Here is an 18480-nt window from a genome sequence, read left to right on the forward strand (position 1 = left end):
CGACAAATTACAAGCTCGCACTCACCTTGGTAGCCACCTCCCCCGGCACCCAAGCCTTCCACACCTGCGGCTGCTCCCGTAAAAACACCTGAGCCACGTCACGCGGTTGCAGACGTTTTTCGCTCATCTGCCCCAGCGTCTGGTTCAGCAGATCGATCGGCAAATCGACTTTTTCAAAGAACGCCACGAGGTCCGGGTACTGCTCCTTGAACGGCGCAGACACGCCAATGGCCAGACTGGCCGGCATCGAGCGCGAGCCCTTGGGGTTCGGGTTGTTCGCATCGGCCAGGGTTTTCCAGGCCTCAGCGTCGAATGGCGGCTCTTCAAGTTTCACCAGTTTGAAACGACCCAGCAGCGGCGTTGGCGACCAGTAGTAGAACAGCACCGGTTTGCCACGGCGGATCGATGAAGCGACCTCGGCATCCAGTGCCGCGCCGGAACCGGTGCGGAAATTGACGTAGCTGGCGGTCAGATCGTAAGCCTTGAGTTTCTGACTGTTAACGATCTCCGATGTCCAGCCGGTGGGGCTGTTGAGGAAGCGGCCGCGGCTCGGGTCTTCCGGGTCTCGGAACACGTCCTTGTACTTCGCCAGATCAGCGACAGACTTCAACTCCGGGGCCAGCGGCTTGATGCCACGCTCCGGGTCGCCCTTGATCACGTATTCCGGCACCCACCACCCTTCGGTGGCGCCTTTGACCGTGTCGCCCAACCCAAACACCTTACCCTCGGCAGACGCCTTGACCCACGCCGGACTGCGCCCCGCCCACTCTTCGCCGATCACTTGAATATCGTTCTTGGCCAACGCCGCTTCGAGGCTGACGGTGCTGCCCGGCAACGTGTCGGTCGGATAGCCGTAACCTTTCTCGACAATCAGCCGCAGGATTTCGGTGATCAGGCTACCGCTCTCCCAGGTGATGTCGCCGAAGTGGATAGGTGCGGTTTTTTCCGCCGCCGGAACATGGCTGGCCACCAGGCTAAGCGCCAGCAGCGAACTGCCGAGCAGGGTTTTGATTGATCTCATGCGGACCTCAGGGTCAAGGGTTGGTTGACGCTGTGCTGGACGCACAGTGCCTGGGAGCGGGTCATGTAGACGCTGACCGAACGCTGGGAAATGCCCAGTTCGACAGCAATTTGCGGGTAAGTGAGACCATCGACTCGCGACAGCAGGAAGGTAGCCCTGACCTTGCTCGGCAAGCCCTCAAGGGTGCGGTCCAGATTGTTCAGGGTTTGCGTTAACTGAAACAAATCTTCAGGCGATGGCCCGCCAGCAAGGCCTGCCTTTAGCGGTTGTTCGAGGTGCTGGCGCTCCAGATTACCGCGACGCCAAAGCTCATAAACCCGTCGGCGGGCGATGGTGGTGAGCAACGCACGCGGCTCACGAATGGGTGTCAGGTTTGGCGACTCGAGTAATTGCACAAAGGTGTCGACGGCGATGTCTTCGACACTGGCACTGGCTCCCAAATGCCGGCGCAAGCGTGCGCACAGCCAAGGGTAATGAGCGCGAAACAATCCGCCCACGTGATTGCGATGGGATAGGTCGGTGCCGGACATAGATGCTCCAAGGGTTAGGGGTCGCTGAATGTCCGGTGATCCGGTGGCGCGATCCTAACAAGGAGCCTTATTCTTTAATAATATTTAAAAAGCATTTTTATATTCGATTTAGAAATTTCAACGTAAGCGTCCGTAGCCGAGGATTTGCGCTTCCTGCTGATAGTCGAGGACGATCTGATAGTCGGTTTCGCTGGCGGGTAACACTTCTTTAAGCCCGAGGATTTCAGCGACGTCGGGCAGTTCGCTCAAGGTCTGATTCATCACTTGCCGCAGGTGATCAGCCTGTTCAATGGAAGTCCCGGCGGCTGAGATGTACGGCAAGGTCGGACTGAGCGCGCTGCGGGCGACGACGTGCAGGCCGGCGACTTCTTCGCGGGCATGTTGCGCCAGATAAGCAAAGGTCACGCTGTCGATGGCCGCCAGATCCGCTTGATCTTCACACAGCCAGCGCAGGCTTTCACGATGGCTGCCGCTGATGGCGACACTGGCAAAAAATTGTCCGTTGCGATGCAGCGGCGCCAGTCGATGGCGCAGCAGGTTCATGCCGCTGTTGGAATCTTCGCCATTGATCACGCCACGGCTGTCGCGAAAGTCAGGCAAGGTCCGCCGACGATCATCGGCGCGACTCAACAGCAGACTGCAATGGCTGCCACCGCTGCTGTCCGGCAGTTCATAACGAGGCCGCCCGACCACCCGGACCTGACCGCGCAATGCCGTCATCAGCGGGTAGCCGCAGGTTTGGGTCAGCAGCAGATGCGGGGACAGCCAAAGGTCCGTCAGTGACAGGCCTTTGCCATCAAGACGCTCGCTACCGAGACGTTCGAGAATGCGCGTCAGCCAGCGTTCGTTGGCCTGGCGGATCGGCTCTGGGGCGACGTACATCAGCAGTTCGGCAATGTGTTGTGTCATCAAAATCTTCCCGGTGACAAATTTCCCCTGTAGGAGCGAGCCTGCTCGCGATGAGGGTGTGTCAGTCGACATTAATGTTGAATGTCAGGCCGCTATCGCGAGCAGGCTCGCTCCCACAGGGGATTGGGGGGTTGATCCAAAAAATCAGTGGAACGGATGTTGTGGGCTGTCGATAGCCTTCACCCCGTTCTGGCGCCACAACTGCCCATAACCCCGCACCAGAAACCCACCACTGCGCTCAATCCATTGCTCACGGCGTGCGCGATAAGCACGCGGCAAGTCGTACCAGGCTAGTCCCGGCAAGTCATGATGCACCAGGTGAAAATTAAGATTCAGGAACAGCCAGCGCCACGGCCAAGCCGCTTCATTGATCACGGTACGCTGCTCGGGAGCAGCGTGCGGGCGATGTTCATAGTAGGAGCGAATCATCGCAATCGACAGCGCCGGCACGCTGATCAGCAACAGGTAATGCCAGACCGGCAGCACGCTATAACGGGCGATGAACGCCAGCATCAGCAAGGTCAGTGCACCGTGGCTCAGCCACATCAGCCACGCCTGTCGCTGGCCAGCTTTCAGTCGCTGCCCTTCTTCCCGGGCCAGCGCCAGCAATGCCAGCGGTGCGCCGAGAACAAAACGACCGAGGACGGTTTTGTTCAGCCAGTGCAGGCCCTGCTCGAACAGCGAACTGCCCTGCCACTGCTCGGCGCTCAGGTAGCGGCTTTCAGGATCGCGACCGGGAAGGGTCAGGTCTTCGTCGCGGTGATGCAGCAGATGGCTGTCGCGATACAGGGTGTAGGGATACCAGACAGCGAACGGTGCATAGCCGAGGACTTTGTTCAGCGAACTCCAGCGGGTCGGGTGACCGTGCAACAATTCGTGCTGTACCGACAACCACAGCACCACCAGTGGAATCAACAACACAGTGCTCCACCACAGCCCCAATCGGTCACTCGCCAAGATAAGGCTGAACCAGCCGCCATACACGCCGACCAACAACAGCCAGGTTGGCCATTCGGTGCGGGCCGTCAGGCGTTGACTCAGGGTTTCGATTTTTTCTCGGTGGGCGCTATCGAAGTAATGAGGCATGGCGTTGCTCAGATCGGGAACCAGTCCCCTTCTGTGCAATAGCCCTGGAAAATCTTGCAGATTATTTGCTTATATCGTTAGACGTGCAGCAGGAGCCCGATTGCCGGGCTCCCTTGGCGCGGGATCAATGACCGAACACATCCACCTTCTTGGCCTTCTTGTCCGCGCGCTTTTCGATGGCGGTTTTCGCCGGCTTTTTCTTCGCTGCTTTCTTCGAATCCATACCTTTGGACATGATGCGTACTCCACTCATACGGGATGTGAGATCAGGTATACACCTATCCCTGCGCGCGTGTTCTTTTATAATCGCAGGCTTTGCACACTGACAGTCAAGACCCATGCCCGACACCCAGTACACCTTGCTCGACGAGCCGTTATGGCCACTGATGAACAAATTTTATCGCGCTCACCAATCGCCGATGAAGGCCGTGCGCGACGCTCGGTTATGGGTGGCGCGACGCGATGAGATTGTGGCGGCGCTGTGTTTGCGGCCGGTGGCGGGCGGGCATTGGCTGACAGGGCTGTTTGTCGATCCGGCCTGTCGCGAACAAGGGGTTGCGGGCGCGTTGATCGCCGCGGCGGTCAATGACCTCGACCTTCCGGTGTGGTTGTTTTGCCATCCGGATTTGCGTGGCTTTTATGAACGTCGCGGCTTTGCCTTCGATCCGCAGATGCCCTATGCCATGGTGGAACGCTTGAGCCGCTATGCGCGCAGCAAGCCGATGATTGCGATGGGGCTGGAGCCCCACACAACCTGAATACACAGGATTTGGCGGTGTCTACAGGATCAATCGTCTGCTGTCGGATCAAGGTCCGGAAACATCACTTCGGTAAATCCGAACTTGCTGAAGTCGGTAATCCGCGACGGATACAAGCGGCCGATCAGGTGATCGCATTCATGCTGCACCACACGCGCATGGAACCCTGAAGCGATGCGCACGATGGGCTGGCCCTTGGGGTCGACACCTTCGTAACGAATCTGCTGGTAACGCTCCACGGCGCCGCGCAGGCCTGGCACGGACAGGCAACCTTCAAAACCCTCTTCCAGCGTCGGGCTCAACGGCGTGATCAGCGGATTGATCAGAATGGTTTGCGGCACCGCTTCGGCGTCCGGATACCGCTCACTGTGCTCAAAACCGAAGATCACCAGCTGCAGGTCGACACCAATCTGCGGCGCAGCCAGGCCAACGCCACCGACGCTTTCCATGGTCTGGAACATGTCGTCGATCAACTGCCACAACTCGGGGCTGTCGAACATCTCGGCCGGAACCGGCGGAGCAATGCGCAGCAGGCGTTCATCGCCCATTTTCAGAATTTCACGGATCATTTGATGACTTCGTCAGTGGAGGGATGGACCGAGTGATCGCGCCCCAGTCCCGAAACGTGGTGTTTTTGATGGTCATGGCCGGGCTCGCCAGGGTACTTTTCGCCGGGGTCCTTGCCCTCCCTCGACATGTGTTCGATTACCGCATTCATCTCCGCGCCGAGCAACAACACCGCGGAGGAAATGTAGAAGTACAGCAACAGCACGATGATCGCACCGATACTGCCATACATGGCGTTGTAGTCGGCGAACGTTTTGACGTACAGACCGAAGCCCACGGAGGCGAGAATCCACACCACCACCGCCAGCACCGACCCCGGCGTGATGAAACGAAACTCTTGTTTGACGTCCGGCATGACGTAATAAATCAGCGCCACCGCGACCATCAACAGAATCACGACCACCGGCCAGCGCATGATGGTCCAGAGGGTCACAATGAAGTCTTCGAGGCCGACTTGCGAGGCGATCCAGCCCATCACCTGCGGGCCGAGCACCATCAGCGCGGCGGCGATCAACAGCATCCCGGCGATGCCGACGGTGTAGATGATCGACAGCGGGAAGCGCTTCCACGCCGGCCGGCCTTCGACCACATCGTAGGCTGCGTTCATCGCGCTCATCATCAGCCGCACACCGGCGGAGGCGGTATACAGCGCAATCACGATACCCACCGAGAGCAGCCCCCCCTTGGATTGCTGGAGCTGGTCAATCACCGGGTTGACCTGTTCCAGCGCCTGGGGCGGCAAGACCAGTTCCGATTGCAGGCGCAGCCAGGAGAAAAAATCCGGCAAGTGCAGGAAACCGATCAGGGCAATCAGGAAAAGGATGAAGGGAAACAACGAGAACAACATCTGATAGGCCAGCGCCGAGGCATAGGTCGACATTTCATCGTCGATGAACTCGGTGACCGTGCGCATCATCACACGGTGCAGGGGCAGACCTTTCATGTCCGGGATAATCATTAGCGTCTCCTTTCGCCGCAAGATCGGGAGTCAGTCGTGGCGACTCAGGGGCCGTTTTCTACATCAAAGTAGCCTACTTGGCGACTTTGAAACAATTTCCGTGTTCAAGTTCAGGCTGACACAAAAACGGCCATCCGTGGATGGCCGTTCCTGATCATCGTCAAAGGCCAGATCAAGCGTTGTCGATACCTTTTACTTTATCGCCAGTGCTGCTCATGGTGTTTCTCCTGCGAACAATTCAATGAGAAAAGTCGTTACACAAGGATCGACCGGAGGCGTTTGCGCGGAGTTTCATTTATTTTGTACCGCACATTTCGTCGATCTCAGCAGGTTGGGCTTTATGTTTAGCGACCAACCCCCGAGAATGCGCAACGTATTCAGGCCATGGCGCTGAAGATCCAATCCCGTAGGAATGTTATGAAACTCGATAAAAAGCAGGCCATTGCCCGCAGAAACCAGGAACTTGGCGGTGCCGTGCTTGGCGTCAACAACTGCCATTTCACCGAATTGAACCGCAACCGCAACATCTGGTGGTTCGATATCCCGGTCGCGCGCCTGGCCGTTGGTCAGTACGAATGGGTTCACTTGCTGATGCACACGCCGGACACCGACGAACTGCTGCACCTGAAAGTGCCGACCGTGTTCCTGCGCGAGAAGCTTGAAGGTCTGGTGGTGCGTAATGAAGGCAAGCGCAAGGCTGCATTGAGCCTGGAGCTGAGTGCCGACAAGGACTCGTACCTGCAAGACATGCGCCCGGCGGGTACCAACGTCAATTTCGCGCCGTTTCGCCTGTAACACCGATCCCTGTGGCGAGGGGGCTTGCCCCCGCTGGGTGGCGCAGCCGCCCCAAAACCTGCTGGCGCGGTGAGGCAGACGAAATGCTTGGGGGCCGCTTCGCAGCCCAACGGGGCGGTGCGGCGTTCCGACAAGCCCCCTCGCCACAAAGGCACTTCAGATTTTGCTAAAAACAAAAAGCCCCGCATCTGCGGGGCTTTTTTTTGTTACGCGCCGACCTTTTTCGCGGCGATTTTCTTCAGTTCTTCGTCGCGCAGCTCTCGGCGCAGAATCTTGCCGACGTTGGTGGTCGGCAGCGCATCGCGGAACTCGACGGCTCGCGGCACCTTGTAGCCGGTGACGTTCGCACGCATGTGCTCCATCACTTGCTCTTTGGTCAGCGTCACGCCGGGTTTGGCAACGATGAAGATCTTGATCGCCTCGCCCGATTTCTCGTCCGGCACGCCAATGGCCGCGCATTGCAGCACGCCCGGCAGCGTCGCGAGCACGTCTTCCAGTTCGTTCGGGTACACGTTGAAACCGGAGACCAGGATCATGTCTTTCTTGCGATCGACAATGCGCATGTAGCCATCCGGCTGGATCAGCGCGATGTCACCGGTCTTCAACCAGCCTTCGCTGTCGAGCATTTCATCGGTGGCGTCCTGGCGCTGCCAGTAACCCTTCATGACCTGCGGGCCTTTCACGCACAGTTCGCCGATTTCACCCAGCGGCTGCTCCACGCCGGCATCGTCAATGACTTTGCAGCGAGTCGATGGAACCGGGATACCGATGGTGCCGATCTGGATGTTCTGGATCGGGTTGACGGTGGCCACCGGGCTGGTTTCGGTCATGCCGTAACCTTCGCAGATGGCGCAACCGGTGACCGCTTTCCAGCGTTCGGCGGCGGCCAGTTGCAGGGCCATGCCACCGGACAGGGTGATTTTCAGCGCCGAGAAGTCCAGCTTGCGGAAACCTTCGTTATTGCACAGGGCCACAAACAAGGTGTTGAGGCCGACGAAACCGCTGAACTTCCACTTCGACAGTTCCTTGACCATCGCCGGCAGGTCGCGCGGGTTACTGATCAGGATGTTGTGGTTGCCGATCAGCATCATCGCCATGCAATGAAAGGTGAACGCATAGATGTGGTACAGCGGCAGCGGCGTGATCAGGATCTCGCAACCTTCATTGAGGTTGGAGCCCATCAGCGCCTTGCATTGCAGCATGTTCGCCACGAGGTTGCGGTGGGTCAGCATCGCCCCTTTCGCCACGCCGGTGGTGCCGCCGGTGTATTGCAGCACAGCGACATCGCCGCTGGCCGGGTTGGCTTCAGCCACTGGCTGGCCATGGCCCTTGCTCAGCACGTCGTTGAACTTGATGGCTTTGGGCAAGTGATACGCCGGGACCATCTTCTTCACGTACTTGATGACACTGTTGATCAACAGACGCTTGAGTGGCGGCAACAGGTCGGCCACTTCAGTGACGATCACGTGCTTGACGCCGGTTTTCGGCACGACGATCTCGGCCAGGTGGGCCATGTTCGCCAGGCAGACCAGAGCTTTGGCACCGGAGTCGTTGAACTGGTGTTCCATTTCCCGCGCGGTGTACAGCGGGTTGGTGTTGACCACGATCAGACCGGCGCGGATGGCGCCAAAGACGGCAACCGGGTACTGCAGCACGTTAGGCAATTGCACGGCGATTCGATCGCCCGGCTGCAAGTCGGTATGCTGTTGCAGGTAAGCGGCAAAAGCACCGGACAATTCGTACAGTTCACCGTAGGTGAGTGTCTTGCCCAGGTTGCTGAATGCCGGCTTGTTGGCGAAGCGTTGGCAGGATTGCTTCAACACTGCCTGAATATTCGGGTACTCGTCTGGATTGATCTCGGCAGCGATCCCAGCTGGGTACTTATCCTTCCAAAAGTCTTCGATCATGGAAGCCCACTCCTCAGCAACGCGAATTCAGCACCGCATTTGATGCGATTATTATTGGTGTTTGTTCAATGGTGAGTCTGGCTTTTTACTAGGCCGAGAAGTCACAAAGCGCGCCGAGAGTAGCAGCTTTGCCAAGGGTCGACCAGAGCCAAAAGCGGCCTCTACGGTCACAAATATGACTCAAGAACTTCTGGCGGTCATTTTAGAGCAAAAATTCTATAGCTCCTTGAAAGCCCCTGAATCCGGGGATTTCTAGATCCTTAAAAGCATCGCGGGCAAGCCATGCTCCTACAGGTTCCGCGTCGTTCACATTCTATGTGGACAACATTAAACCTGTAGGAGCGAGGCTTGCCCCGGGCGGCGTTCCGACGATCCGCGCAAAGCGCGGCCATTCAACACCTACGCGATATCACGCAACTCCCGCCGCAGAATCTTCCCGACCGGCGTCATCGGCAACGACTCACGCAACACGATGTGCTTGGGCACTTTGTAGGCCGTGAAGTTTTCCTTGCAGAAAGCCTTCAGCTCTTCAACGCTGACCCCGGCTTCACGGGCCACCACAAACAACTTCACCGCCTCGCCCGAACGCTCGTCCGGCACACCGATGACCGCGCAGTTGGCGACGTTCGGATGAGCCATGACCACGTCTTCGATCTCGTTCGGGTACACGTTGAAACCCGAGACGATAATCATGTCTTTCTTGCGATCGACGATGCGCACAAAACCGTCCGGGTCGATCACCGCGATGTCACCGGACTTGAACCAGCCCTCGGCATCCAGCACTTCAGCGGTGGCCTCGGGTTTCTGCCAGTAGCCCTTCATGATCTGCGGGCCTTTGATGCACAGTTCACCACGCTCACCCAACGGCTGCTCGACGCCTTCATCGTTGATCACTTTCAGCGCGGTGCCCGGCACCGGCAGACCGACCGTGCCAATGCGCGATTGGTCGCCGTAGGGGTTGGTGCATGCCACCGGTGACGTTTCGGTCAGGCCGTAACCTTCGGTGATGCGGCAACCGGTCATTTGCTGCCAGCGCTCGGCGGTGGCCTTGACCAATGCTGTGCCGCCGGAGTTGGTCAGCTTGAGACTGGAGAAGTCCAGGGTCTTGAAGTCCGGGTGATCCATCAACGCGACGAACAGCGTGTTGAGCCCCAGCAACGCCGAGAAACGCCAGTTTTTCAGTTCCTTGATGAAGCCGCCAATGTCTCGTGGATTGGTGATCAGCACGTTGTGGTTGCCGGTCACCATCATGCACATGCAGTTCGCCGTGAAGGCATAGATGTGGTACAGCGGCAGCGGCGCGATCATCACCTCCTGCCCTTCACGCAGCAGCGACTGACCGTCAGCGCCGAACTGCCCCAGGCACGCCCGCGCCTGTTGCATGTTCGCCACGAGGTTGCCGTGGGTCAGCATGGCGCCCTTGGCCAAACCGGTGGTGCCGCCGGTGTATTGCAGAACGGCGATGTCGTCGAGGCCGACTTTCAGCGGCTTGATGCCCAGGCCACGCCCCATGCGCAGCGCGTTCTTGAACGAAATGGCCTGCGGCAACGAATACGCCGGGACCATTTTTTTGACCTTGCTGACCATGGTATTGACCAGCCAACCCTTGGCGGTCGGCATCAAGTCGCCCATTTTCGCTTCGATCAGGTACTGGATGTCAGTGTCGGGCAGCACTTCCTGGACTTTCTGCCCGAACATGTTCAGGTACACCAGTGCCCGGGCGCCGGAATCCTTGAACTGATGACGCATCTCCCGTGCGGTGTACAACGGGTTGGTGTTGACCACAATCAGCCCGGCGCGCAAGGCACCGAAGACGGCAATCGGATAATGCAGGACGTTGGGCATCTGCACCGCAATGCGATCCCCCGGCACGAGGTCGGTGTGGGCTTGCAGGTAAGCGGCGAATGCCAGGCTCTGGCGTTCCAGTTCGGCGTAGGTCAGGGTCACGCCCATGTTGCTGAATGCCGGGCGGTCAGCAAATTTCTTGCAGGAACGCTCGAACACCTCAATCACCGACTTATAGGCCCCAAGGTCTATGTTCAGGGGCACGCCGGCCGGGCGTTTGTCATTCCAGAATTCAGGTTGCATTATTCTTGTCCTCTTTACCTGAGCCTATCCGGGTCGCTTTTCTGTCACTTCTGAAAAAAGCGGGCTTCACGGACACTAGCAGTTATGGCGATTCAGGCAAATACAGCCAACGCCGTCATTGACCGTGTGAATCTTCCAGCCGTGGCATGACCTGATCAGACGGCGAGCACGGGATGCGCTATACAATGCAACCAAGCCCATGCCACATGCAGCCCCATGCAAAGGAATCGCCATGCTCCACGACACGTTCTGGCTGACCGCGATGGACCACAGCCGCCTTTTCGTCAACCAGTGGCTGCCCGCCTCGCCCTTAAAAGCCGTGATCCTGCTGGCCCATGGCATGGCCGAGCACAGCGCTCGTTACGCCCGATTGGCCGAAAAATTCTGCGAGCAGGGTTACGGCGTGTACGCACCGGATTTGCGTGGACATGGCAAAACTGCCGAAAACGGTACTCTCGGACATTTCGCCGATGATGATGGCTGGTGCAAAGTCGTCGGCGACCTGGCCTGCCTCAACCAACACATTGGCCAACAGCATCCTGGCGTGCCCATCGTGTTGCTCGGTCACAGCATGGGCAGTTACATCGCGCAGGCCTATTTGCTGCATCACAGCGCCAGCCTGCACGGCGCGGTGCTTAGCGGCTCCAATTTCCAGCCCGTGGCGCTGTATCGCGCCGCGCGGCAGATCGCCCGTTTAGAAAAGTTGCGCCAAGGGCCCAAGGGGCGCAGTGCGCTGATCGAATGGCTGTCCTTCGGATCATTCAACAAACAGTTCAAACCGGCACGCACCCGCTTCGACTGGCTTAGTCGCGACCCGGCAGAAGTGGATTTGTACGCCAACGACCCGCTCTGCGGCTTTCGCTGCACCAACCAGATGTGGATCGATTTGCTGGGTGGGTTGCAGCAAATCAGCAAAGCGTCCAATCTCGCGCAGATCGATCCGGGCCTGCCGCTGCTGGTGATTGGTGGCGAATGTGATCCGGTGAGCGAAGGCAAACGTCTGAAAGATCTGGCCGACGCCTTACGCGCGGCAGGTAGCCAGAACCTGCACCTGACGATTTACCCCCAGGCGCGGCATGAACTCTTCAACGAGAGCAATCGCGATGAAGTGGTCAACGACGTGTTGCAGTGGATCGCCGAGGCGCTCAGCCACCGCCGGCCACCCCGGTCGGAATAGTTTTTTTGTGAATTTATTTATTCGTGACAGGAATTGAAACTGATGACCCAGGTTACCAACACCCCTTATGAAGCCCTCGAAGTCGGCCAGACCGCCAGCTACAGCAAGACCGTCGAAGAGCGCGACATTCAATTGTTCGCCGCCATGTCCGGCGACCACAACCCGGTACACCTGGACGCCGAATTCGCGGCAGGCACCATGTTCAAGGAGCGCATCGCGCATGGCATGTTCAGTGGCGCACTGATCAGTGCCGCCGTAGCCTGTGAGCTGCCTGGGCCGGGGACTATTTATATTGGCCAGCAGATGAGCTTTCAGAAGCCGGTGAAGATTGGCGACACCTTGACCGTGCGTCTGGAAATCCTCGAGAAAATGCCGAAGTTTCGTGTGCGCATTGCCACGCGCGTGTTTAACCAGCGTGATGAATTGGTAGTGGATGGAGAAGCGGAGATCCTGGCACCGCGCAAGCAGCAGACCGTGACGTTGCCAAAATTGCCGGCAATCAGCATCGGCTAATCGACCGGTCAAAACCATTGTGGGAGCGAGCCTGCTCGCGAATGCGCAGTGTCAGGCAACGATGATGTTGCCGACGCGACCTCTTCGCGAGCAGGCTCGCTCCCACAGTTTTTTCAGTGAAACTTACGAGCGTGCGCGAGCCTGGTTGCGCAGGGCTTTTACCTGATCATGATTGCGTTGCACGCCGTGGTATTGGCGTTCAACCAGATCACGAATACCCACCAGGTTGTGTTTGTTGATTTTCTCCATGGCTTCTCGGTAAGCCTTCAGTGCATGGTCTTCACCGCGTTCGGCTTCGTTCAGCACAGCCTCTTCGTCCTTGCCGGTGAACATTGATTTAACGTCAACCCAACGACGGTGCAAGTCGCCGCTGACACTGGTGGACGTTTGCGGATCACCGCCCATCGAACGTACGGCGGTTTGCAGTTCGGAAGCGGCAGAGGCGCAGTCGGCGGCACGCTGAACGAACAGCGTTTTGAGTTCTGGGTGTTTGATGTCTTCAGCGCAAGTCTTGAACCCTTCCTGACCGTCTTTGCTGGTTTCGATCAGGTCGTTGAGTACAGAGATCGCCTCTTTATTCATGTCGGTCATTTTTCAATTCCTCGCGGGTTGATGAAAGATGTAATGACTATTGCACCCTGCATGCCAGCTTCGAACTGATAACTTATCCGTTATATTTCATATGGTTAGCTTAAACAGCGAAATCTGTATCCGTTTTTTTTGCATGATCTGTCAATTGGCCTGCATGCAGAATGCCTGTATTTTCCAGACCGATTGAATCAAGACGACCGACTGATGAACCCTGAAAAACTCGAACTGCTGATCACCCGCGAAATGCCCTTCGGCAAATACAAAGGCCGGATCATTGCCGACCTGCCTGGCCAGTACCTGAACTGGTTCGCCCGGGAAGGATTTCCTCATGGCGAACTGGGTGGCTTGTTGGCCCTGATGCAGGAGATCGATCACAACGGCTTGTCGGAATTGCTTGAGCCCCTGCGCGCCAAACATGGCAAACCTGCCCCCCGCCATTGATCCTGACCGAGTAGCCCATGCCCGATAACACCCGCCGCACCCGTGATGAAACGTTCTGGAAGACCTTTGCCGATCGCTATGCTGTCGAACCCGGCCCGATCAATCTGGAAAACGGTTACTTCGGGCGCATGTCGCGAACGGTGGTTGAGGAATACCAACGCCACATCGAGTTCATCAACCGCAGTAACTCGGTGTATGTGCGCCAGCGGTTCGAACAGGGCGAAACGCTGAAGATCACCGCGCAATTGGCCGAACTGGTGGGCGTACCTGCCGACTCTGTGGCCCTGACCCGCAACGCCTCGGACGGCTTGCAATCGTTGATCCGCAACTACAACCGTCTTCAGCCGGGCGATCAGGTGCTGATCTGCGATCTGGAATACGACACCGTAAAAGGGGCGATGCGTTGGCTGGCGCGCAATCGCGGCGTCGAGGTGATCGAAATCGACCATGCGCACCCCGCCACTTTCGACAGTTTGCTGGCCAGCTATCGCGAAGCGTTTGTGCGTTACCCCAAGCTCAAACTGATGGCCCTGACTCACGTCACCCACCGCACCGGTCTGGTCATGCCGGTGCAGGCGATTGCCGCCGCGGCCAAAGAACACGGGATCGATGTGATCCTCGACGGCGCTCATGCGTTGGGACAAATCGACTTCAATCTCGATGAATTGGGTATCTCCTTCGCTGGCTACAACCTGCACAAATGGATCGGTGCACCGCTGACGCTGGGGTTCATCTACATTGCCCCCGAGCGCCTGACCGACATCGACCCGGACATGGGCGAGACGAGTTTCCCTGTCACCGACATTCGCGCACGCACGCCGCACAGCACACCTAATATTCCGGCGCTGCTGACCTTGCCGCTGGTGTTTGAAGAACATCGCGTCATGGGCGGATCCGCCGCCAAGGGTGCCCGGCTCAACTACTTGCGCAATTTGTGGGTACGCGCGGTACGCGAACTCCCGGGGATCGAAGTCATGACGCCGGATGATCCTCGCCTGTATTGCGGCATCACGTCGATGCGCTTCACGAAACAGGTCGATCAACAGCCCATGGTCGAGCGGCTGATCAGCGACTACAACCTGTTTACCGTGATGCGCAGCGGCGCCGCGAGTGGCCCGTGCATTCGTATCACACCGGGCCTGACCACCACCGCCGCACACATGGAACTGCTGGCCCGGGCGCTGACCGAACTGCGCTGAGGTCACACGGTGTACTTGTCGAAGTCCTCGGGCTTGAGGTGCGATGACACCGCGAAGGTGTCGATACCGATGGTGGTGAAACCGAAAAAACCATCTTCATTCGAGTCCCGAGCGAGGGTGTGAACGCTTAAGGTCGAAGCTTCGCCGCCGTGCTGCTTGTAGTAAACGTCTTCTTCGTTGGTCAGCGCCAAGGCCTTTCGACTGCTGTATTCACGGCTGTTCAGCACTGATCGCGAAGCCACCTGTGGAAAGTAAAGCTGACCGACCCAGGCAACATGCCGTTCTTCCAGATAATTGTTGCCGGCCGTGATGCGCACAGCGACGTGAATGTGCAGCGCGCGACCGGCGTAGAACCCCGGATAGATCGTGGTAAACCGCACGACACCTTGCTTGTCCGTGAATTGCCCGCCGCGCAGGTAAGTGTCGTCGTCGGTGCGCGGGATCGAGCCGATTTCATCGACATCGACTTCCTTGTCCGGATCGATCTTGCTCCAACCCGAATAGGCGCCACGCGCGTTGCAATGCCAGATATCGACCAGCGCACCCGTGACAGGCTGCCCAGTCATGGCATCGACGATTGCCAGGCGCAACACCAAGGGAACGCCATCGGCGCCTTCGCTGATGTTGCGCCTGATCAGTTTCGGGTTACGGAAATACGGGCCGGCGATCTGTTCGGGAGACAGCAGGTAAACCGGTTGTGAGGGTGTAACTGAGGTGTTGTCGTCCATGACGTTCTCTCTTCCATAAGATGAACGCAGGTTAGGGCGAGACGAGTGCGGATGTGCGGTAATTATGTATCGCATGCGGGAGCGTGCGATGCCGCGGTCCGACTTGCCCGCGATTCAGGCACCGCGGTTCAACAGATGCACCGCGTTATCGTTTATCGCGGGCAAGCCATGCTCCTACAGTGTTTTCTTTGGACAAAAAAAACGGTGCACCGACCAAGTGCACCGTAAAGCCGTAGAACACACAACGAAGTGTCAGGTAAAGCTGATCAGTCCAGCAGCGCCAATGCTTCGGCGGTGCATTCCTGAATGCGGGCCCAGTCGCCGTTCTTGATCCACTCGGGATCAAGCATCCAGCTACCGCCCACGCACATCACGTTTTTCAACGCCATGTAGCTCTTGATGTTGGCCGGGCCGACGCCGCCCGTCGGGCAGAATTTCACTTCGCCGAACGGACCACCCAGGGCCTTGATAGCGGCGACGCCACCACTCACTTCCGCCGGGAACAGCTTGAAGCGGCGATAGCCCAGGCCATAGCCTTCCATGATGCCAGAGGCATTGCTGATGCCGGGCAACAGCGGGATCGGGCTGTTGACGCTGGCTTCGAGCAAATCACGGGTGATGCCCGGCGTGACGATGAACTGCGAGCCGGCCGCTTCGGCAGCAGCGAGCATGTGGCGATCCAGCACGGTGCCGGCACCGGTCATCAGTTCCGGGCGCTGTTCGCGCAGGATCTGGATGGCCTTGAGGCCGAACTGCGAACGCAGGGTTACTTCCAGGGCGGTCAGGCCACCGGCGGCGAGGGCGTCGGCCAGCGGCAGTACGTCCTGTTCACGAGCGATGGTGATCACCGGCAAAATCCGCGCCTTGGCGCAGATACTGTCGATCAGGGCAACTTTGTCCGCCATGGAAACGGTCGGGGATGGGGTTGTCATAGCGGCTGTTCCTTGGCTCATGGGCACCAGTAAATCTCTAACGTAGGTTGCAAAAACGCGCGAATCGGCATGGCAGCGACATCGTCACTGGCCAATGCGGCACTCAGGGTGATCAGTTTGGACTGACCGGAAATCGATAGAACTTTGTGTTTGGCCGAGGCCAACAGCGCACGGCTCATGGTCAAACGCTGATGCGGCACGGTGGGCGCCAGCATCGGGTAGCAGCGACGTGTGCCGTCGACTTTCAAGGCATCGGCCAGGTTCGGGCTGTTCGGGAACAACGACGCGGTATGGCCGTCATCGCCCATGCCCAACACCAGCACGTCGATCACCGGCAGTTCAGACAGCAAACGGTCGGCCTGCTCGGCGGCCTGTTCAAGGTTGGTGCTGGCGCTGTACAAACTCAGAAACTGAGCCTTGGCCGCCAGGCCTTGCAACAGATAACGCTTGAGCAAACCGGCATTGCTGTCGGCGTGTTCTACCGGCACCCAACGCTCATCGGCCAGGCTGACCACCACGTTCGACCAGTCCAGCGCCTGTTTGGCCAGGTGCTGGAAAAACGCCACCGGACTGCGACCACCGGACACCACCAGCGTGGCGGTGCCTTGGGTATCGATCGCATCGCTCAGTTGCTTGGCGACCGTCAGTGCCAAAGCTTCAGCCAGCAGCACCGGGCTCTTGAACCCATGGGCGCTGACGCCCTGAGGCAGTTTCAATTTAGATATCGCCATACCACGACCTCCCATCCCGCGTGATCAGAGCAATGGAGCTCATCGGCCCCCAGGACCCGGCCGCGTACGGCTTGGGCGCATCACCGGATTTTTTCCACCCGGCGATCAACTGGTCACACCACTTCCACGCGGCTTCAATTTCATCTTTACGGACAAACAGGTTCTGATTGCCACGCATCACTTCCAGCAATAACCGCTCGTAGGCATCGGGAATCCGCGCGCTGCGATAGGTGTCGGAAAAGTTCAGCTGCAACGGACCGCTGCGCAGCTGCATGCCCTTGTCCAGGCCTTGTTCTTTGGTCATCACACGCAAGGAAATACCTTCGTCCGGTTGCAGGCGGATAATCAGCTTGTTGCTGATTTGCAGGCGCTGCTCAGGGGCGAAAATGTAATGCGACGGTTCCTTGAAGTGGATGACGATCTGCGACAGCTTCTGCGGCATGCGCTTGCCGGTACGCAGGTAAAACGGTACGCCGGCCCAACGCCAGTTGCGGATATCGGCACGCAAGGCGACGAAGGTTTCGGTGTCGCTCTGGGTGTTGGAGTTTTCTTCCTCCAGGTAACCCGGGACCGACTTGCCTTCGCTGTAACCGGCGATGTACTGACCGCGCACCACCTGAGTAGTCAGGCCTTCCGGGCTGATCGGCGCCAGCGCCTTGAGGACTTTGACTTTTTCGTCGCGGATGCTGTCGGCGGACAGGTCGGCCGGCGGGTCCATGGCGATCAGGCAAAGCAGTTGCAGCAGGTGATTCTGGATCATGTCCCGCAACTGTCCGGCCTTGTCGAAGTAACCCCAACGGCCTTCGATCCCGACCTTCTCCGCCACGGTAATTTCCACGTGGGAGATGTAGTTCTGGTTCCACTGGGTTTCGAACAGACTGTTGGCGAAACGCAGCGCAATGAGGTTTTGAACCGTCTCTTTGCCCAGGTAATGGTCGATACGGTAGGTGCGGTTTTCCGGGAAGAACTGCGCCACGGCGTCGTTGACCTTGCGCGAGGATTCCAGGTCCGAGCCGATGGGTTTTTCCAGCACTACGCGGGTGTTTTCAGTCAGACCGACCTTGGCCAGGTTCTCGCAAATCGCGCCGTAAACGGCAGCCGGTGTCGCAAAGTAGGCAATCACACGCTGAGCGCTGCCGGCCATTTCCGCCAGGGCGATGTAATCGTCAGCGTTGAAAAAGTCGACGTGCAGGTAGCTCAGTCGAGCCAGAAAGCGCTCGGCCACCGCTTCGTCCAGCTCTTTGGCACCCACATAACGGCGCAACTCCGAGGCGATGAATGCCAGGTGCTGCTGCTCAGTGCCGGGCTCTCTGGCCAGCGCGATAACGCGCGTATCCTCGTGCAAGAGGCCTGCGCCATCGAGTTGATAGAGGGCAGGAAACAGCTTGCGCAAGGCCAGATCGCCGAGGGCGCCGAACAAGGCAAAGGTGCACGGTTCAACCGTAATCGAAGGCATGATGTTTGTTCTTTTATCAAGTTAAGCTACAAATACCTTTTTTTAAGGTATCGCTCAAGAGAAAATGTAGTAATAACCACAACATTTTCGCAA

19 protein-coding genes are annotated in these 18480 nt (G+C 58.2%); 6 read left to right on the forward strand and 13 right to left on the reverse strand.

Annotated features, from left to right (window positions below; genetic code table 11):
• Window positions 1-7 precede the first annotated feature (7 nt).
• The 4 genes from ACWGZX_RS07390 to ACWGZX_RS07405 form a co-directional block, all read right to left on the reverse strand.
• Window positions 8-1021: an ABC transporter substrate-binding protein gene (locus tag ACWGZX_RS07390; RefSeq protein ID WP_452627857.1), complete on the reverse strand. Its 1014-nt coding sequence runs from the start codon at window positions 1019-1021 to the stop codon at window positions 8-10.
• The gene (locus ACWGZX_RS07395) at window positions 1018-1551 is read right to left on the reverse strand and encodes a sigma-70 family RNA polymerase sigma factor (protein ID WP_452627858.1); all 534 of its coding nucleotides are present in this window, start codon (window positions 1549-1551) and stop codon (window positions 1018-1020) included. Before ACWGZX_RS07395 ends, ACWGZX_RS07390 begins: the two co-directional genes overlap by 4 nt.
• A 117-nt stretch (window positions 1552-1668) precedes the next feature.
• Complete coding sequence (locus ACWGZX_RS07400; RefSeq protein ID WP_452627859.1) at window positions 1669-2460, reverse strand: phosphate/phosphite/phosphonate ABC transporter substrate-binding protein; 792 nt, start codon at window positions 2458-2460, stop codon at window positions 1669-1671.
• Between the two features lie 144 nt (window positions 2461-2604).
• Window positions 2605-3546 carry a fatty acid desaturase gene (locus tag ACWGZX_RS07405; protein WP_452627860.1) on the reverse strand — a complete coding sequence of 314 codons (942 nt, stop codon included), beginning with the start codon at window positions 3544-3546 and terminating at the stop codon, window positions 2605-2607.
• Between the two features lie 338 nt (window positions 3547-3884).
• Here ACWGZX_RS07405 and ACWGZX_RS07410 point away from each other — a divergent pair, with 338 nt between their 5' ends.
• On the forward strand, window positions 3885-4304 hold the full coding sequence (locus ACWGZX_RS07410) for a GNAT family N-acetyltransferase (protein ID WP_452627861.1): 420 nt from the start codon (window positions 3885-3887) through the stop codon (window positions 4302-4304).
• A 29-nt stretch (window positions 4305-4333) separates the two neighbouring features.
• On the opposite strand, the gene def is transcribed toward ACWGZX_RS07410, so the two are convergent.
• Together def and ACWGZX_RS07420 are read right to left on the reverse strand one after the other, a co-directional pair.
• Window positions 4334-4873 carry a peptide deformylase gene (def, locus tag ACWGZX_RS07415; RefSeq protein ID WP_452627862.1) on the reverse strand — a complete coding sequence of 180 codons (540 nt, stop codon included), beginning with the start codon at window positions 4871-4873 and terminating at the stop codon, window positions 4334-4336.
• Window positions 4870-5829, reverse strand: a complete 960-nt coding sequence (locus tag ACWGZX_RS07420) for a YihY/virulence factor BrkB family protein (RefSeq protein WP_452627863.1) — start codon at window positions 5827-5829, stop codon at window positions 4870-4872. The genes def and ACWGZX_RS07420 overlap by 4 nt, the downstream gene beginning before the upstream one ends.
• Before the next feature lie 417 nt (window positions 5830-6246).
• On the opposite strand from ACWGZX_RS07420, the gene ACWGZX_RS07425 reads away from it, so the two are divergent.
• Window positions 6247-6624, forward strand: a complete 378-nt coding sequence (locus tag ACWGZX_RS07425) for a hypothetical protein (RefSeq protein WP_046032015.1) — start codon at window positions 6247-6249, stop codon at window positions 6622-6624.
• Window positions 6625-6830: 206 nt separating this feature from the next.
• Here the strand turns inward: ACWGZX_RS07425 and fadD1 are convergent, their stop codons facing one another.
• Window positions 6831-8531: a long-chain-fatty-acid--CoA ligase FadD1 gene (gene fadD1 / locus ACWGZX_RS07430; RefSeq protein ID WP_452627864.1), complete on the reverse strand. Its 1701-nt coding sequence runs from the start codon at window positions 8529-8531 to the stop codon at window positions 6831-6833.
• A gap of 399 nt (window positions 8532-8930) precedes the next feature.
• Window positions 8931-10619 (reverse strand): long-chain-fatty-acid--CoA ligase FadD2, encoded by a 1689-nt coding sequence (gene fadD2 / locus ACWGZX_RS07435; protein WP_452627865.1) that lies wholly within the window; start codon window positions 10617-10619, stop codon window positions 8931-8933.
• A gap of 232 nt (window positions 10620-10851) precedes the next feature.
• Here fadD2 and ACWGZX_RS07440 point away from each other — a divergent pair, with 232 nt between their 5' ends.
• Both ACWGZX_RS07440 and ACWGZX_RS07445 read left to right on the forward strand, forming a co-directional pair.
• Window positions 10852-11796 (forward strand): alpha/beta hydrolase, encoded by a 945-nt coding sequence (locus ACWGZX_RS07440; protein WP_452627866.1) that lies wholly within the window; start codon window positions 10852-10854, stop codon window positions 11794-11796.
• A gap of 42 nt (window positions 11797-11838) precedes the next feature.
• Window positions 11839-12309, forward strand: a complete 471-nt coding sequence (locus ACWGZX_RS07445; protein WP_452627867.1) for a MaoC family dehydratase — start codon at window positions 11839-11841, stop codon at window positions 12307-12309.
• 123 nt (window positions 12310-12432) lie between these two features.
• On the opposite strand, the gene ACWGZX_RS07450 is transcribed toward ACWGZX_RS07445, so the two are convergent.
• Window positions 12433-12900 carry a ferritin-like domain-containing protein gene (locus tag ACWGZX_RS07450; protein ID WP_452627868.1) on the reverse strand — a complete coding sequence of 156 codons (468 nt, stop codon included), beginning with the start codon at window positions 12898-12900 and terminating at the stop codon, window positions 12433-12435.
• 204 nt (window positions 12901-13104) lie between these two features.
• Between ACWGZX_RS07450 and ACWGZX_RS07455 the strand changes: the two genes are divergently transcribed.
• Window positions 13105-13341, forward strand: a complete 237-nt coding sequence (locus tag ACWGZX_RS07455; protein ID WP_007949456.1) for a DUF3820 family protein — start codon at window positions 13105-13107, stop codon at window positions 13339-13341.
• A gap of 17 nt (window positions 13342-13358) precedes the next feature.
• On the forward strand, window positions 13359-14540 hold the full coding sequence (locus ACWGZX_RS07460) for an aminotransferase class V-fold PLP-dependent enzyme (RefSeq protein ID WP_452627869.1): 1182 nt from the start codon (window positions 13359-13361) through the stop codon (window positions 14538-14540).
• Window positions 14541-14542: 2 nt separating this feature from the next.
• Here the strand turns inward: ACWGZX_RS07460 and ACWGZX_RS07465 are convergent, their stop codons facing one another.
• From ACWGZX_RS07465 to zwf, 4 genes are all read right to left on the reverse strand, one after another.
• Window positions 14543-15268, reverse strand: coding sequence for an intradiol ring-cleavage dioxygenase (locus ACWGZX_RS07465; protein WP_452627870.1), 726 nt, complete (start codon window positions 15266-15268; stop codon window positions 14543-14545).
• A gap of 266 nt (window positions 15269-15534) precedes the next feature.
• Window positions 15535-16200, reverse strand: a complete 666-nt coding sequence (locus ACWGZX_RS07470; protein ID WP_452627871.1) for a bifunctional 4-hydroxy-2-oxoglutarate aldolase/2-dehydro-3-deoxy-phosphogluconate aldolase — start codon at window positions 16198-16200, stop codon at window positions 15535-15537.
• Window positions 16201-16217: 17 nt separating this feature from the next.
• Window positions 16218-16931: a 6-phosphogluconolactonase gene (gene pgl / locus ACWGZX_RS07475; RefSeq protein ID WP_452627872.1), complete on the reverse strand. Its 714-nt coding sequence runs from the start codon at window positions 16929-16931 to the stop codon at window positions 16218-16220.
• Window positions 16918-18387 (reverse strand): glucose-6-phosphate dehydrogenase, encoded by a 1470-nt coding sequence (gene zwf, locus ACWGZX_RS07480; protein WP_452627873.1) that lies wholly within the window; start codon window positions 18385-18387, stop codon window positions 16918-16920. The genes pgl and zwf overlap by 14 nt, the downstream gene beginning before the upstream one ends.
• Window positions 18388-18480 lie beyond the last annotated feature (93 nt).

It is taken from the genome of Pseudomonas sp. CLCA07 (assembly GCF_053615335.1).

What these genes read in the sequence shown, in the direction of transcription:
- ACWGZX_RS07470 (WP_452627871.1), bottom strand. Translation starts at nt 16,200, where the DNA reads ATGACAACCCCATCCCCGACCGTTTCCATGGCGGACAAAGTTGCCCTG.
- ACWGZX_RS07410 (WP_452627861.1), top strand. Translation starts at nt 3,885, where the DNA reads ATGCCCGACACCCAGTACACCTTGCTCGACGAGCCGTTATGGCCACTG.
- ACWGZX_RS07390 (WP_452627857.1), bottom strand. Translation starts at nt 1,021, where the DNA reads ATGAGATCAATCAAAACCCTGCTCGGCAGTTCGCTGCTGGCGCTTAGC.
- def (WP_452627862.1), bottom strand. Translation starts at nt 4,873, where the DNA reads ATGATCCGTGAAATTCTGAAAATGGGCGATGAACGCCTGCTGCGCATT.
- ACWGZX_RS07460 (WP_452627869.1), top strand. Translation starts at nt 13,359, where the DNA reads ATGCCCGATAACACCCGCCGCACCCGTGATGAAACGTTCTGGAAGACC.
- ACWGZX_RS07405 (WP_452627860.1), bottom strand. Translation starts at nt 3,546, where the DNA reads ATGCCTCATTACTTCGATAGCGCCCACCGAGAAAAAATCGAAACCCTG.
- fadD2 (WP_452627865.1), bottom strand. Translation starts at nt 10,619, where the DNA reads ATGCAACCTGAATTCTGGAATGACAAACGCCCGGCCGGCGTGCCCCTG.
- ACWGZX_RS07440 (WP_452627866.1), top strand. Translation starts at nt 10,852, where the DNA reads ATGCTCCACGACACGTTCTGGCTGACCGCGATGGACCACAGCCGCCTT.
- pgl (WP_452627872.1), bottom strand. Translation starts at nt 16,931, where the DNA reads ATGGCGATATCTAAATTGAAACTGCCTCAGGGCGTCAGCGCCCATGGG.
- ACWGZX_RS07425 (WP_046032015.1), top strand. Translation starts at nt 6,247, where the DNA reads ATGAAACTCGATAAAAAGCAGGCCATTGCCCGCAGAAACCAGGAACTT.
- ACWGZX_RS07455 (WP_007949456.1), top strand. Translation starts at nt 13,105, where the DNA reads ATGAACCCTGAAAAACTCGAACTGCTGATCACCCGCGAAATGCCCTTC.
- ACWGZX_RS07465 (WP_452627870.1), bottom strand. Translation starts at nt 15,268, where the DNA reads ATGGACGACAACACCTCAGTTACACCCTCACAACCGGTTTACCTGCTG.
- ACWGZX_RS07420 (WP_452627863.1), bottom strand. Translation starts at nt 5,829, where the DNA reads ATGATTATCCCGGACATGAAAGGTCTGCCCCTGCACCGTGTGATGATG.
- ACWGZX_RS07445 (WP_452627867.1), top strand. Translation starts at nt 11,839, where the DNA reads ATGACCCAGGTTACCAACACCCCTTATGAAGCCCTCGAAGTCGGCCAG.
- zwf (WP_452627873.1), bottom strand. Translation starts at nt 18,387, where the DNA reads ATGCCTTCGATTACGGTTGAACCGTGCACCTTTGCCTTGTTCGGCGCC.
- ACWGZX_RS07450 (WP_452627868.1), bottom strand. Translation starts at nt 12,900, where the DNA reads ATGACCGACATGAATAAAGAGGCGATCTCTGTACTCAACGACCTGATC.
- fadD1 (WP_452627864.1), bottom strand. Translation starts at nt 8,531, where the DNA reads ATGATCGAAGACTTTTGGAAGGATAAGTACCCAGCTGGGATCGCTGCC.
- ACWGZX_RS07395 (WP_452627858.1), bottom strand. Translation starts at nt 1,551, where the DNA reads ATGTCCGGCACCGACCTATCCCATCGCAATCACGTGGGCGGATTGTTT.
- ACWGZX_RS07400 (WP_452627859.1), bottom strand. Translation starts at nt 2,460, where the DNA reads ATGACACAACACATTGCCGAACTGCTGATGTACGTCGCCCCAGAGCCG.